At 41.8% G+C, this 15,747-nt stretch carries 10 protein-coding genes; 2 read left to right on the top strand and 8 right to left on the bottom strand.

Features of this window, described 5'->3' with window-relative positions; translation table 11 throughout:
• Positions 1-8 precede the first annotated feature (8 nt).
• Both MWG72_RS00700 and MWG72_RS00695 read left to right on the top strand, forming a co-directional pair.
• Positions 9-3,116 carry an efflux RND transporter permease subunit gene (locus MWG72_RS00700; protein ID WP_247143036.1) on the top strand — a complete coding sequence of 1,036 codons (3,108 nt, stop codon included), beginning with the start codon at positions 9-11 and terminating at the stop codon, positions 3,114-3,116.
• 96 nt (positions 3,117-3,212) lie between these two features.
• Complete coding sequence (locus MWG72_RS00695; RefSeq protein ID WP_247143035.1) at positions 3,213-4,931, top strand: proline--tRNA ligase; 1,719 nt, start codon at positions 3,213-3,215, stop codon at positions 4,929-4,931.
• Positions 4,932-4,984: 53 nt separating this feature from the next.
• On the opposite strand, the gene MWG72_RS00690 is transcribed toward MWG72_RS00695, so the two are convergent.
• The 8 genes from MWG72_RS00690 to MWG72_RS00655 all read right to left on the bottom strand — a co-directional run bounded on the left by MWG72_RS00690 (position 4,985) and on the right by MWG72_RS00655 (position 15,469).
• Positions 4,985-6,268: a hypothetical protein gene (locus MWG72_RS00690; protein WP_114541003.1), complete on the bottom strand. Its 1,284-nt coding sequence runs from the start codon at positions 6,266-6,268 to the stop codon at positions 4,985-4,987.
• Positions 6,269-6,285: 17 nt separating this feature from the next.
• The gene (locus tag MWG72_RS00685) at positions 6,286-8,571 is read right to left on the bottom strand and encodes a hypothetical protein (RefSeq protein ID WP_247143034.1); all 2,286 of its coding nucleotides are present in this window, start codon (positions 8,569-8,571) and stop codon (positions 6,286-6,288) included.
• Positions 8,572-8,604: 33 nt separating this feature from the next.
• Positions 8,605-9,327 carry a hypothetical protein gene (locus MWG72_RS00680; protein ID WP_247143033.1) on the bottom strand — a complete coding sequence of 241 codons (723 nt, stop codon included), beginning with the start codon at positions 9,325-9,327 and terminating at the stop codon, positions 8,605-8,607.
• Between the two features lie 12 nt (positions 9,328-9,339).
• A complete protein-coding gene (locus MWG72_RS00675) occupies positions 9,340-11,358 on the bottom strand; it encodes a hypothetical protein (RefSeq protein ID WP_247143032.1) in 2,019 nt (672 codons plus the stop codon).
• 234 nt (positions 11,359-11,592) lie between these two features.
• Entirely contained in the window at positions 11,593-12,162 is a 570-nt protein-coding gene (dcd, locus tag MWG72_RS00670; protein ID WP_004280726.1) for a dCTP deaminase, read from the bottom strand.
• A 123-nt stretch (positions 12,163-12,285) separates the two neighbouring features.
• Positions 12,286-12,879, bottom strand: a complete 594-nt coding sequence (locus tag MWG72_RS00665) for a LysE family translocator (protein WP_213687586.1) — start codon at positions 12,877-12,879, stop codon at positions 12,286-12,288.
• A 257-nt stretch (positions 12,880-13,136) separates the two neighbouring features.
• The gene (gene apbC, locus MWG72_RS00660; RefSeq protein WP_247143031.1) at positions 13,137-14,396 is read right to left on the bottom strand and encodes an iron-sulfur cluster carrier protein ApbC; all 1,260 of its coding nucleotides are present in this window, start codon (positions 14,394-14,396) and stop codon (positions 13,137-13,139) included.
• A 275-nt stretch (positions 14,397-14,671) separates the two neighbouring features.
• Positions 14,672-15,469 (bottom strand): putative sodium/potassium/calcium exchanger, encoded by a 798-nt coding sequence (locus MWG72_RS00655; RefSeq protein ID WP_247143030.1) that lies wholly within the window; start codon positions 15,467-15,469, stop codon positions 14,672-14,674.
• Positions 15,470-15,747 lie beyond the last annotated feature (278 nt).

The raw sequence follows: 15,747 nt of genomic DNA, 5'->3' as shown, positions 1-15,747 counted from the left end.
TCATTGATATGTGGTTTACCCGAATTAGTGTGAAGTATCCGGTTTTTACCATCATGATGATGTTCTGCCTGATGGTGCTGGGGCTGGCTTCATGGCAGCGGATGGGCGTTGAAGAATTCCCTGATGTCGATTTCCCTTTTGTGGTGATTTATACCAACTATCCGGGTGCTTCTCCGGAAACGGTTGAATCGGAAATTACCAAAAAACTTGAAGATCAGATCAATACCATTTCCGGTTTAAAACAGGTCATTTCCCAGTCCAGTGAAGGCCTGTCCATCATCACCACTGAATTTAATCTGGATGTGACATCTACCACAGCAGCTCAGGACGTGCGGGATAAAATCGCTTCTGTAACTGCTGAATTTCGTGATGAGATTCAGGAGCCGATTGTAGAACGTTATGACCCGACGGCGAATGCGGTGATGTCGATCGTATTTGAATCCGACAATATGGATGTAAAAGCGCTCAGTTCTTATCTGGATCAGCGGATTGTGCCACAACTGCGCACAGTCCCTGGGGTGGGAACGGTCAATCTGCTTGGTGATGCGCAGCGCCAGATTCGGATTCAGGTGGAACCGCAAAAACTGCAAGCCTTTGGCATTGGTGTAGATAGCGTGATCAATACCTTAAAGGCCGAAAATATTGAAGTCCCGGGGGGGACGCTTAAATCGGGTAATTCGGAACTGGTCATTGAAATCAATTCCAAAGTACTGCATCCCCTCGCCTTCGGCGATCTGGTTATTGCCAATAAAAACGGCGTACCGATTTTCCTCAGACAAGTGGCCAATATTCAAGACAGTCAGGCAGAGCTGGAATCGGCTGCCTTTTTGAATGGTAAAACCGCAGTGGCAATTGATATTTTGCGCAGTTCAGATGCAAACGTCATTGAAGTAGTCGACAAGAGCTATGCAGCTTTAGAAAGTATTGAGGCGCAGCTTCCACAAGGTACCACTTTACAAGTGGTGGTGGACTCCTCCAAAAGTATCCGCGGCACCATTGGTGATGTAGCCCGAACCATTATTGAAGGTGCGGTACTGGCTGTGCTGATAGTCCTACTTTTTCTAGGTTCTTTCCGTTCAACTGTGATTACCGGTTTGACTCTGCCCATTGCACTCTTGGGCACGCTGACCTTTATCTGGGCCTTTGGCTTTAGCATCAATATGATGACTTTACTGGCGCTGTCCTTGAGTATTGGTCTGTTGATCGATGATGCAATTGTGGTGCGTGAAAATATTGTCCGGCATACCGACATGGGCAAAGATCACGTGACTGCTGCACTCGATGGCACCAAAGAAATTGGTTTAGCTGTTCTGGCCACAACACTGACCATTGTTGCCGTATTTCTGCCTGTTGCCTTTATGGGCGGAATTATTGGTCGTTTCTTCTACCAGTTCGGGGTCACGGTGAGTATGGCCGTTCTGATCTCGATGTTTGTCAGCTTTACCCTGGACCCGATGCTTTCTGCGCACTGGGCAGAAAAGAAAAAAGATCCAAATAAAAAACCAGGTCGGGTGAAACATTTCTTTAGCTGGATCTCCGGCAAGCTGGACAATCTAAGCCATGTCTATGAAAAATTATTAAAACTGGCCTTGCGCTTCAGATTGATTACCTTAATGATTGCTGCGGCTTCATTATTTGGTGCTTTGGGTTTATCCAAGCTGATTGGTACAGAATTTGTACCGGTTCCGGATAAAGGCGAAATCCGGATCAAGTTTGAAACACCGGTCGATTCATCGCTTGAATATTCACAAGCCAAACTGCAGCAGGTGGATCAGATTATTCGTCAGCATCCGGATGTCAAAGCCACTTATGGGGTGATTAATGGCGCAACTGACCGCGGTAAAAACCATGTCAGTTTACGGGTGACTGTAACGCCGCGTACCGAACGTGAAAAGACCCTGAATGACCTGAATAATGAATTCCGCCAGCGTCTACAATCGGTTGCAGGAATCAGCATTACCTCGGTGGCATCCGCCGATGAAACCGTTTCAGGTGGCCAGAAGCCGATCATGATTTCGATTAAAGGTCCGGATCTAGATGAACTGCAAAAAATTTCCGATCGCTTTATGACGGAAATGGCGAAGATTAATGGCATTGTCGATCTGGAAACTTCATTAAAAGAACCCAAGCCGACTCTTGATGTACAGATCAATCGCGTCTTGGCCAGTGATTTAGGTTTATCGGTCAATCAGATTGCCAATGTAGTGCGTCCGCTGATTGCCGGTGATGATGTCACGACCTGGCAGGATGAAAAAGGTGAAACCTATGATGTGAATCTGCGCCTGACCGAAGACCAGCGCAGCTTGCCTAGCGATTTACAGAACATGTATATCACCTCGAATAAAACTGATGCCAATAATCAACCGATTCTGGTTCCGCTTTCGAGCGTGGCCAAATTTGAAGAAAAACTGGGCGCCTCGCAGATTAATCGACGTGATCTGGCACGTGAAGTTCTGGTCGAGGCCAATACTTCAGGACGTCCTGCAGGCGACATTGGTACGGATATCAGCCGCTTGCAAGAAAATTTTGATATGCCACCGGGTTATAGTTTCGATACTCAAGGCTCCAATGCCGACATGGCAGAATCCGCAGGTTATGCCCTGACTGCGATTACCCTGTCGATTGTCTTTATCTATATTGTGCTCGGTTCGCAGTTCAACAGTTTTATCCATCCTGCGGCAATTATGGCCTCACTACCATTGTCGCTGATTGGCGTATTTCTGGCCTTGTTCCTGTTTAACTCAACCATGAACCTGTTCTCGATTATCGGCATTATCATGCTGATGGGACTGGTGACCAAGAATGCGATTCTGCTGATCGACTTCATCAAGAAAGCCATGGACCGCGGCGAAGACCGTTATGATGCGATTATTGCCGCTGGTAAAACCCGTTTGCGTCCTATTCTGATGACTACCAGCGCGATGGTCATGGGCATGGTGCCACTTTCCCTAGGGCTAGGTGAAGGTGGTGAACAAAGTGCACCGATGGCGCATGCGGTGATTGGTGGGGTAATTACCTCTACCCTGCTGACCCTGGTGGTGGTGCCGGTGATCTTTACTTACCTGGATGACTTTAAGAATTTTATGCTGCGTCAGGCACGTAAAATCATGGCATAATTTAATGCAACACAATGAGGTGACATTCCCAAAAGCTCACCTCATTTTTTATTGTATAATCCCTGCTTTAACGCTTAATTTTTTAGGACAGTTTCCATGCGCGCGAGTCGCTTTTTATTTGCAACGTTAAGAGAAACCCCGAACGATGCTGAGGTTATTTCACATCAGCTCATGCTTCGTGCCGGTATGATTCGTAAGTTGGCTTCAGGTCTATACACCTGGTTGCCGATGGGCGTTCGCGTATTAAATAAAGTTGAAGCGATCGTTCGCGAAGAAATGGACAAAGTCGGTTCACTTCAAGTCTATATGCCGGTGACTCAACCTGCATCTTTATGGGAAGAATCAGGTCGTTATGTACAATACGGTCCTGAGCTTTTACGCTTCAACGACCGCCATGGCAACCCATTTGTTCTCGGTCCGACGCATGAAGAAGTGATCACTGACCTTGCACGTAACGAATTAAAAAGCTACAAGCAATTGCCTGCAAACTTTTACCAAGTACAAACCAAATTCCGTGACGAAATTCGGCCACGTTTTGGCGTAATGCGTTCACGTGAATTCATTATGAAAGATGCCTACTCTTTCCATGCCAACCAGGAATCACTGCAACAAACCTACGACGACATGTATGCAGCCTACTGCAAAATCTTCACCCGTCTTGGTTTAGATTTCCGTCCAGTACAAGCAGATACCGGTTCAATCGGTGGTTCAGGTTCTCACGAATTCCACGTACTGGCTTCAAGCGGTGAAGATGATATCGCATTTTCGACTGAATCTGACTATGCAGCCAATATTGAAATGGCAGAAGCAGTACTTGTCGGTGAACGTGCGGCACCTACACAAGAACTCAAACGGGTAGATACACCAAATCAAAAAACCATTGCAGATGTATCAGCATTCTTGGGTACGAACCCTGCTCATTCAGTAAAAGCCTTATTGGTTCAAGGTGTTGCGACTGAAGAAGGTCAAGATGCACCTGTGGTTGCTTTATTCCTTCGTGGCGATCACGAACTGAATGAAATTAAAGCTGAAAAACATCCTTTAATTGCTGCACCTTTAACATTTGCTACTGAAGAACAACTGCAAGCCCTTGGCTTAACTGCTGGCTTTGTCGGTCCTCAAGGTCTGGTCGAAAAAGGTGTAAGCGTTATTGTTGATCTTGCAGCATCTGTATTGTCTGACTTTGTTGCAGGTGCAAATGCAGCAGATCAACACGCAACAGGTGTAAACTGGGAACGTGATGCGCAGTTCACTGAAGTTTATGACCTACGTAACGTGGTTGAAGGCGATCCATCTCCAGATGGTAAAGGTACGCTTCAAATCAAACGTGGTATCGAAGTGGGTCATATCTTCCAGTTAGGTCAAAAATACTCTGAAGCGTTGGGTTGTAAAGTTTTGGGGGAAGATGGCAAACCATTCACTGTAACCATGGGTTGTTATGGTATTGGCGTGACGCGTGTGGTGGCTTCTGCAATCGAGCAGAACTTTGATGAGAAGGGCATTATCTGGCCAACTGCCATTGCACCGTTTGAAGTTGCCATTGTGCCGATGAATGCACACAAATCTCCACGAACTATGGAAGCTGCGGAAGCACTCTATGCTGAATTACAAGCTGCAGGTTTTGACGTATTACTTGATGACCGTAACGAACGTCCGGGCGTGAAATTCTCTGATCTTGAACTTACAGGTATTCCTCACCGTATCGTGATTGGTGAAAAAGGTCTGGATGCAGGCACCTTTGAATATAAAGGCCGCCGTGACGCTGAATCAGTAAATATCTCGAAAGAAGAATTATTGGCAAAAATTGCTAAATAATTTTGCTTTCTTATAAAAAATCCCGCGTAATGCGGGATTTTTTATAACTAAACTTAGCAGAATTTATGTCCACCAAAGCAGTTCGGTTTAAAGTTCTGGCCTTGTAAAGTTAAATTAGTAAGAGGGAAATCAAGTAGCGCAGGATTTTTAATTTCCTTTACATCAAGTGCACTTCCTAGCACACAACCAAAAACCAGACTTCCACAATCTCGCACATTAGTGGTTAAATCATGGTTAATTCCTGCAATAGTTTGCTTTAAAACAGCATCTGAAATTGGCACACTATATGAAGGTGAAATACTTCCTAAATCCACTTCATCTTCCATTGCCAGCCACCACCCTTGTTTTGCTGCGACTGCTGCACCAGGCCATAAAATGCTTTGGGATTGCAAGGAGAGTGAAGCTGGATTATTTAAATATAAAGCATGAATAAGTCCGAGATTTTGTTTAACGGTAATGTCTGTCTGTAGCCCGGTTAAGTAGCCTGTAATATCTTTATCTAATTTTAATGCTCCATCCAATAATTCTGCTTTTAATGGTCCTTTAAAATCAATACGACCTACTGTCCCTGTCCCTTTTAGTACAACTTCTTTCATTCTTGTTCCTGACACTATCGTAGCAGGAATAGTAAAAGGTGCTGTTGTAGAATTTAACTGGAAAGCATAATTGCTAGATGTGTAATGTAAATCCAGAGGTAATGGTTGACCTAATATAGTGCCTTTTACCGTGCCCTCAATATTCATTCCAGTTGCAGCATAATCCATGACACGAGGAGCGGTTGTTGCAACTCCTGATGAAGATTTTGTTTTCATATAACCACTGAAACTGTTAATACCATTTGGTGTAGCACTATTTTCTGTCCCCATTGTCAATAGACCTGAAATCTTTTCCGCACTTAAACGGAAACCTAAAACTTCACGTGTAGATGCCTGATTTGGATTTTTTATGGCAAATTGTACAAATGGATTAGTAATCAGAGCTGAAGTCGCGGCACGATCCGCGCCATTCGTAGGATTACCACTTAAGGCAATATGATCAATATCAATATCACAGCCGGTTGCACCATTAACACCGCCACACCCGAGTTGTAGCTTTTTTATATTGGTATTAATTTCCATCTCGGCTTCCAGGCCTAATTTATAAAATGAGATATTACTCTGGTCATAAGTAGCTCCTAGATTATCCATCTGGTTAAATCCAGACTGAACCTCCATTGACAATAAAGCCTGCCCATTGACTTCTGAGAGCTCTTGGTCTTCCAATGAGGTTAATGCAGATACCTGACCACTTAGGCCCATCATAGCTACCACTAGACTTTTTAATATTATTTTTTTCATTTTTCTCATCCTGATTTTTAACGTGGTGTGATTCCCATCGTGCTACGAATGGTTCCACCAGTCAGTGCAATACTTGCCATGTTTTGCATATTGCCATTGGTCGCCATGGCAAAATTGGTTTTAAATGGTGTTGCAATATTATTTTCATAATTGAGTTTGACCTGATTATCCAAAGTCACTGTATCTGCACTAACACGAACTTTTGCTTTGACACCCAAATGACCTTCCATCCGGTTAAAGTTAATTGACGAAGTTTTTAATACCCCGGTTGAATCAATATCTTCATTGGTGATACTAAAATAGCTGCCCAGATTATCTTTATTTGCAGTTTCTTCTGCGGTAAGGGGTCTAAACTTAAAATTTGCATCAAATGACAGGAAGTTGGTATCTGGTGAATCGCTGGTCGGATCCACTCCTGGAATGATGAGGAGCTCGCCGTTTCCATCAAGTTTAAAAGCAATATTAGTCAGGACATCATCACGTTTAGAAAAATTATCATGAGGCACATAGCTCCCGCATTTAGCGATCGATGCATTGGTACAATTATATTTAGATCCTGGTAATTGACCAATCGCAAGCTCAGCTTTGGCTCCAATCAGCAGCTTATCAGCGCGAATATAAATACCTTCATCTTTATAACTAATAATCCCTTCTGACTTGATCAAAGCATCGATATTCCTAAAACCAGCATAATAGTTAACAGCCTCACCATGATCGCCATTCTTGCCATCAATCAATATAATCGAGGTTGTGCTTGGTAAACCGGTTTTCTTGTCAATTCCATAGCCTTCTGTAGATGCCATAATGTTATACGCAATTGCTTGCTTATTGTTTGTTCCATAAGTCGTTCCAGACAAGGCAACATTGGCATTTAAATTATAAATAGGAATACCGATTCCCCATGAACCACCATCGCCACCAATTTCCGCTAAAGAGTTATCGGATATGAAACGTGCTTTAGCAGCAATGGACTGAAAATCCATTCCACGTACGGCGATATAGGCAAAATCCTCTCCATTCGTGGTGGTACTGAGTGTCTGTTTAAGTACAGTGCTACTACTACCTAAAGTCTTTTGCATATTTTCATTGATTATGAAATCGAGACTTTTTGCAGTAATGGTATTTATATATATATTTCCAAAGTCGATATAAGCATTTTTACCGTGTAAAGCACCGGCAGCATTACGTGTAGTCAAGGGTCTGAGCTTGGAGAATTGCACAGCATGGCTTCCCTTACCGGTATGACCAATCTCAAGTGTTGTAGGTGCCATAGTTGCTGGATGCCCGGTACTATTAGTACCTGTAAAATCTGCAGACAAGCCTAGATTCAACCCACCTTCTCCGACCAGGCCACTGTAACCTGTTGCAGCTTTGTCCTGACGTTCTAGTACACCATTCACCTTGTTACTAACATCAAAAGTACCTATCTGGGTTTGATCGGCACTCATCGATAATCTTGCGTTAGTGACTGCACCCGAAGCCCCTAAACGCATAATATTTTTACGTTCATTATTTGGCGTGTTATAACGCAAGTCAATATTAACCCCTGGATTGGTCGGATTAACCCGGTCAGCCGTGATATCAGTAATATCTTCAGCACGCTTTAGATCCACATAATGATCTTGACTGCCATTTCGTGTGGTCAGTACCACGCCTTCATCCGGGTCAATGTACATATATCCTTGACCCGCGAAGTTAAAGTTAAAGTCATTCAAAATCAGACTATTTTCACCTAATTTATGACTAATCGTGGCATTTTTAAGTTGAAAATCGATACTAGCAATTGAATCTTTATTAAATAGACCTGCACTGGTTTGTAATAGCACACTAAGCGGTGTAGAGGTACTAATCCCTAATGCCCCCAAAGTTTGATTAGATTGAGTACCCGTAGTCCGAATACTATTCGCAGATTGACTACATGGATTGGTCGTACAGGCGATCTTTACCAATTTTAAATCTGCAGTGGCTTGAAACGGTGAAACACTTGCAGCTAGCCGAAGTCCTGCCCCTTGTGAAGTGGCACCTACATCTATTTCAAGTTGACTAATGATTGGTTTATTATCTTTTCCAATAATCTCAACATTATGTAGACCTAAACCCATTTTAGTGTTGGCAGTTGGATTTGGATCATACCAATTGGCTTGAGCAATACTGGCTTTAGAAATTTCATGAGTAATCACCATACCATCTTGTCCAGTGACTTCACTCAATTCCTGCTCTTCAATAGTTTCAAGTGCATAACCTTGTTGTATAAGACACATGCATACCGTTAGCAATTTCAACTTTATTGTTGTTTTTTTCATTTATATATCCTTATGCTGTACTTGACGTTGTTACTAACAACGACTTTGTGCTCCACCTGTACAGTTATAACCAAATATTTTCAAATTGCCTGACGTATGCAGATTTCCATGAACGTTCAACCCCATAAATCCTTTTTCAGCACCTTGATCAAACGAAGGAACATCTTGGGGCGCGGTTGTATAAGTTCCATCGGCATTATAGGTACGCCCTGTATACGTACTATAAACACCTGTATTGGCATAACCTTCCAAGGCGCCAGCACCTGTACCCGTTTCAATGGAAACTGTATTAAAGCCTAAATTACGGATCTTTAAAGGCTGGTGATCATAAAAGGTAATTTGCATCGCCGTTTGTGGTTCATTACGATGATTAATGATGGTTGTTCCATCGATCGAAAACTTATCAATCTGAATCGTGCCTTGAATGCCTTTAAAGACTAACCACTTTTTATTTCCATTGGCATCGACATGGTTATTCGGCGCTATTGCCAGACGGCAAAATTGTTTTGTTGCTCCACAAGCGGTGGGATCTAGAACATAAAATACTTCTAGCGGGTTGCCACTTCCATCAAGCCGAGAAATTTTATCTTTACTTAAATCTGTCGCATAAACATGGTTTAAAGATAAAGTCCAGTTAAGATCAGCTCCACCCTGCCCCACTGTATTGGTTAGTGCTTGCTGATCAAGGGCTTCCAATCCGGCAAGACTGGCCATAGAAGTACATAATAATGCACAGAGTGTTACTAATTTGGACATTCTTATACTCCCTTAAAGACCAGTTGTTCTAATTTTCAGATGCTGAATCAGGACACCATCAATGACAGCAGATCCAAAATTCTTACTTACACCCTCAGTATTTTTAAATACGATTCCTGTTGAATTCACACCATCCTTGGCACGCAGCATATTTGTTCCTGAGATACGCTCTGTAGTCCCTATTGAGATACTACTGTGAGTCGCATTACGCCCTTGATAAAGTGCGGTGGTATCTGACACATTATTTTTAATCGGTGTACCACAACTATAGACATTACAGGTCGAACCCTTTAAATCTGTTGTACCAAATCCGCCCCCATAATTTTGATAAATTTGATTATAAATAGCAGGAATATTGGGAATACGTGTCACTTCTAAAATAATATTATTGCCTTCTGAACCGACAACGAAAGGCTGGTACATATTACCAAGCACCAAGTTAATATTTGGACTATAGAGATATAAACCCTCAGAATCATGAAATATAGGAGCATCACTTCCATTCAAGGCCGGGGTTGGAACATTACCATCAAGTGCATCTGTTTTTGCTGCGGTACTGAGACGAATACCTTTACTGTTAAGATTACTATCGCTACTGCTTAGAGTTTCTGGTCGATCATTGGTATTCAGACGAACAATACTCGCCATACCCAATGTTTGGCTGTAATTCTTATTGTCAGATTCTAAGGTTTGAAATAACCGAACTTGCGAGCCATTAAAACTCAGACCATTGGCAACAAATTGGGTTCTTAATCGGTAATCCGTATCAAGTCCTGATGTTGGCCCACCTGTTATAGGATCTACAGCATTCGAGGAGTTAAGCTCACGTGCAAAAATATCACTCCAGAAGCCCAGCTTGATATTATTATCACTTTCAACCCCTGCGATTGGACTTAATGGGGCTTCCAAAGCAATATAGCCTACATCTTTAGCAGCGTCCTTAAACTGTGTGACGTTTTCAGTTCCTGCCCGAAATAACCAGGGATTATCTGCTGATCCCCAGCTGAAACCCTGATTACTGTATCGTGTGCTTAAAGAACCATCACTTTTCGATAATGCCAGACCATAAATAAATACATCGGCTTTAGTTCTTAAAGTGCTCACAGAGCTTTTAGCAGCTTCAGTTTTAGCAGCCTGATCTGCTCTAGCAATGATTTCAGCCATAGCAGCACTATCTGCATCCTTCATTATTCCGGCTAAAGCAGCTTCCAATTTTTTATCGTAGTCTGCTTTAATTAGTGCAAGAATTCTTGCATCTACAATTGCTCCAATAATATTCTGCCTATCAACCGCCGTACTCCATTCAGTATTTGGAATCTGCTGATTAGCATTTTGCCCATATAGAAATTGAATCATTTCAAGGGTATTTAAATTTGCATATTCATCAGACTTATTTGGTCGCAGTGGCGTTAATTCATATTCTGTTGTGCCATCATGCTTGATATCATAATCAATACCTGGTGAGGTATTACCTGCACCATTATAATAATCATCACGACGTTGGTCATAATAGGCTTTCATAAAGTCTGTATTATAATAATAATCAACTAATTCTTGCTTAAATGCGTCCCGGTTAGCTTGTGTGTCATAAGTATTCTTAATCGTATTATAGTTATCATTATAAAAATCAGTTTTTAAGGTATCAAAGGCTTGCTGATACTCAGTTGCATAATTCTGCGTTCTTTCAACATGAAAAGCATTATCATATGTAGATTTATAAACTTTGTCGTATACACGCTGCCCAAGTTGGTTGTAATTCTCACCCGTCGGGATAATACGAATAAAGCCTGTATCTGCTTGTCCGGGGTTTTCAATGCCTCTGGCATAACTAGAACTAGCAGAAAGATCTTTAGGACCTTGAAACACCATTTTAAAATCATCAAGTACCAGCGCAACACCCTCACCGGTGGTGTCAGAAAGAGAAGAATCTGATAATTCCTGCATCGCATATGCAGAAGGCAACAGGCTGAAACCGATTGTCATCGCCAAATAACTTTTGCGAAATTTAAATATATCTTTGATTTGAGTCATCTCACTCTTTCCTTTTTATTCGATGCTCCGCACCTTATGCTTCAGCTTCCCAGCCGCCAATCTTTGATTTTTTATAATGCATTGCATCTTTTTTATGGTTATGCGGAATCCATTATGCTGATTTTTAATACAGATGCCAAAGCCAATTAGGCGAAAAATAGCAGTTTCCGATGAATGAAAATCTCAAAAAAATAAACGGGACATAAAGTCCCGTCATTCAATATTTTAAAACAATTAGGTCTTCGGCAAAGTAACGCCTGTCTGACCTTGATATTTACCACCACGATCTTTATATGAGGTTTCACAGACTTCATCAGATTCAAAAAATAGCATCTGCGCTACACCTTCACCTGCATAAATACGCGCAGGAAGATTAGTAGTATTTGAAAACTCTAAAGTGACATGTCCTTCCCACTCTGGCTCAAGCGGAGTCACGTTGACAATGATGCCACAACGCGCATAAGTCGACTTACCCAAGCACACGGTCAAGACATTACGTGGAATGCGGAAATATTCGATGGTACGCGCCAAAGCAAACGAGTTAGGCGGAATGATACAAACATCCGACTCGATATCAATAAAGCTGCGTTCATCAAAGTTCTTTGGATCAACAATTGCAGAATGCACATTGGTGAATACTTTAAATTCACGTGCACAACGCACGTCATAACCATAGCTGGATACACCATACGAAATCAGCTTTTGACCATTTTCATCCAAACGTACCTGGTTTTCTGCATACGGTTCAATCATGCCGTGTTTTTCGCTCATTTCGCGAATCCAACGATCAGACTTAATTGCCATTGATATAATCCAAAAATCTTAAAAACAAGTTATTACGACGTACTTTAACTGAAATTGACACTAATGAAAATAAGTGAAAGTCTTAGAGCTGAAGTTGCCAAAAAATTGCTGATTGAGATCAGCTTATAAACTTAAAAGTGCAGAATAACTTAAAGGAATAGAAAAGCTCATTAGTACCAGCGAAGCCGTTTTTTGCAAGTTTTTCTGATTGAGCCAGCGGCTGTTTTTTCTGGCCAGGATTGAGCCTAAAAAAGTCCAGAAGAATGCAATCGGAATCAGCAGAAGCAAGAAAACAAGCATATGAGTCACGTAATGTTGACTGCTTTTCCAGACAATGACAGGAAAAATAGCTGAGGCAAATAAAAGTGCTTTAGGATTAAGCAAGGTTGCCAAAAATAATTCTCGTGCGCGAATCGAGACATTTTCAAGATTTTCGCTTATTTCTGCAGTCCGCCATAATTTCACAGCGAGAAATAGAATATAGCCAGCACTAAAAAGTTTGAGAATCGTCGGTAAAAGCGGAAGATGAACGGAAATTTTTCCGATCAGAATGCCCCATAAGCTAATGGCAATCAGATAACCAAAGGCTTCCGCAGGAATTAAACGAAATGTTTTTTTAAATCCGACCTGAATGCCTGAAGATGCCAATAAGGTATTGGTTGGGCCTGGTGTTAAAAGAATGGTTGCCACTAAACCAATAAAAAACCATGAAATCATAGTTTGACCTCGCTCTAATCCGAGTAGCATAGAAGAATTCGGTCAGTGCTGCAAAAAAATAATTGTAAGAGAACATATGATCTAAAATTTAAATTTATTTATTTTAATTAATTCAAATGTTTATATAAGCTTTCAGGATAAACACCCGATAGTCATTTCAGTCAATTTCGATCATTTAAATCGAGCTAATTTTAAAAATAAGAAATAAGAAGCCCTAGCTTTTAGCTAAGACTTAAATATCTGAATTGTCTATAGAATTAGAAAATTCGGCTATGGTCTTTCTCTGCTTTAGGTAACTGCGCTGCAATTTTCTCTGCAATCAGCATATAGCTTTCTGCAGCAGCATCTCCCGCGATCACTGACGGCGTTCCAGCATCGGCATTTTCACGAATTTTAGCATCCAAAGGTAAACGGCCCAATAATGGGACTTGATATTGCTCAGACAGTTTATCGCCACCGCCTGTACCAAAAATCTGTTCCTCAAAACCACAATTTGAGCAGATATGGGTCGACATGTTTTCAATCACGCCCATGATCGGAATCTGCACGCGGTTAAACAATTCAATGCCTTTGGTCGCATCCAGCAAGGCCACGTTTTGTGGCGTTGTCACAATTACTGCGCCCGTTACCGGAATACGCTGCGCGAGAGTTAACTGGATATCACCTGTGCCAGGTGGCATATCAATCATCAGCACATCAAGGTCTGGCCATAGGGTCTGATTGAATAACTGCATCAATGCACCCGTGGCTTTTGGACCACGCCAGGCGACTGGAGTATTGTGATCTCCAGTTAAATGGCCAATTGATAATACCGCCATCCCATAGGCTTCGATAGGGACAAACTGCTCTGCTTCGATCATTGGCGTTTTGCCGGCATTGCCGAGCATAGTCGGAATACTTGGGCCGTAAATATCGGCATCTAGTACGCCTACGCGCAGGCCTAATTTCTGTAGAGCCAAAGCCAGATTTACAGTCGTGGTCGATTTACCTACGCCACCTTTACCAGATGACACCAGAATCACATTTTGAATCCTTGGGTGTTTTGGAACATCACGCTGTTGCGGCGCAGCTTTTTGAATAGGTGGATTATTTGGATCAGCTTCTTCTGTTTTTGCAGGCTGTGCCGACGCATCAACCACAGGGGGAAGATTGGGTTTTGCTTCCGCTTTAGACTCGCTTGAACAGTTTTCACCTTCAGCATGGTTATGCCCGCAACCCCCTTCTTTCTTATGTCCAGTTTTCTGCTGAATCACATGCATATTCAGTTCTTGAATACCACATTTTTGCAAAGCTTCCGCCAGTTCATCATGAATCTGTTGCAGCTGCGCTTTTTCTTCTGGATAGGTATTCAAAGTGATTTGCAGAATCTCACCCTGTACATTGACCTGCGTAATACGATCTTTCAAGGCATTGCTGGAATTTGGCAAGATATAGTTTTGCAGTACGTTTTGCACAGCTTCTTCGTTCACCTCCTTGGAAGGCGAAAAAACCGATTTAAGCGAAGAAAGCCAAGACATAGGTTACTCCAAAAATGTAGATCGACATCTGAATCGCTTAGTTTAACGGGGTTTTAGGCGAAGGTTAAGCACTGTATTGGAGAAGATGAAACAGATATCTTCAATTTCCAACCATTTTACTCGGTTTTGTGAAATATTTTATGGAATCTTGGTGAATAGAAATAATGAAAGAAAAGAGAGATGGACTATTTTAATGTAATAAATTTTTTTTATTTATCTCGAGCGTGTTAAGCCACTTTAACCTTCTATGATTAAAGTGGCTTAACGATCACAGACTATTTATGATTTTTATTGTTTTCAGATTTGTCCTGTTGATCCTTGGTATTTTTATCCTGATCTTGTTTCGATTCATCCTTTTTAGACTGAGAGTTGCTTTCTGAATCTGTATCTTTGGCATCTTGCTGCTGATCAGAATCACCTTCCTTCGATTGATTATCTTTCATTTTATTCATCGTATCAGTTGCCATCTGTTTCAGCTCAGCGAACTTAACCGAGGCTTCGCTGAATAAGTCTGTGATTTTCTGTCTGGTATCTTCAAACTTATGCATGGCTTCATCTTTTAAATTTGCCATACCTGCCTGCTGATCGGTCTGACCATCTTTAGCATTTTGTTTATCTGACTTGTTAGATGACTTATCTTGAGAGGTATGATCCGCTTTGGCTTTTTTCGCATCATCCGAACCTTGCTCAGCATTTTGCTGGTTGTCAGATTTGCCATGTTTCAGCTCATTCAGAAGCTTTTCACCTTTTTGCAATAGCTCTTCACCAATCGCTATCGCTTTGGCTTTTAAGTCATCCATCTTAAAGCTTTCAGTTTTTTTATCAGACTGATTCTCTTGAGAACTGTCTTTTTGCGCTGATTGCTCAGCATTTTCCTCTTTACCGTTATGCTGGGTATCAGACTTCTGATCAGCATGGGTCTGGGCACTTTGCCCGTTCTTATGTTCCTGATTGTGCTGTTTATCTATCTCATTTTGCTTTTGCTCTTTTGCAAGCTGATCATTCAATTCGCGTGCATGTTGTTCTTTATCTTGATTTTGCTTCGACGTATTATTTTGGTTCTGCTGAGTCATGAGGTACCCTCCTTAGGCATATCATATAAACAATCAGCCATTTTTTAGCACAAAGCATCACGCGAATCGGGCGAAGTAAGCAAACTGCAACAAAGCCTGTACATGTTGTTGCTATTGTTTGCAGAATGTAGCATGAGCTGAGTTAAATCCGTATTGCAAGGTTATATGCTAAGGACGATGCAGGTTTTTGTATTCGGTTTTCCAAGTCCATCTATTCGCAGGGTTTCAGCAAAGCATTTCTTTGTAATCCCCTCGGCATCATGTAAAATTATGGCCCA

It is taken from the genome of Acinetobacter lwoffii, assembly GCF_022967985.1.
Taxonomy (GTDB): Bacteria; Pseudomonadota; Gammaproteobacteria; order Pseudomonadales; family Moraxellaceae; genus Acinetobacter.
This window is presented reverse-complemented; position numbering and strand designations above follow the sequence as displayed.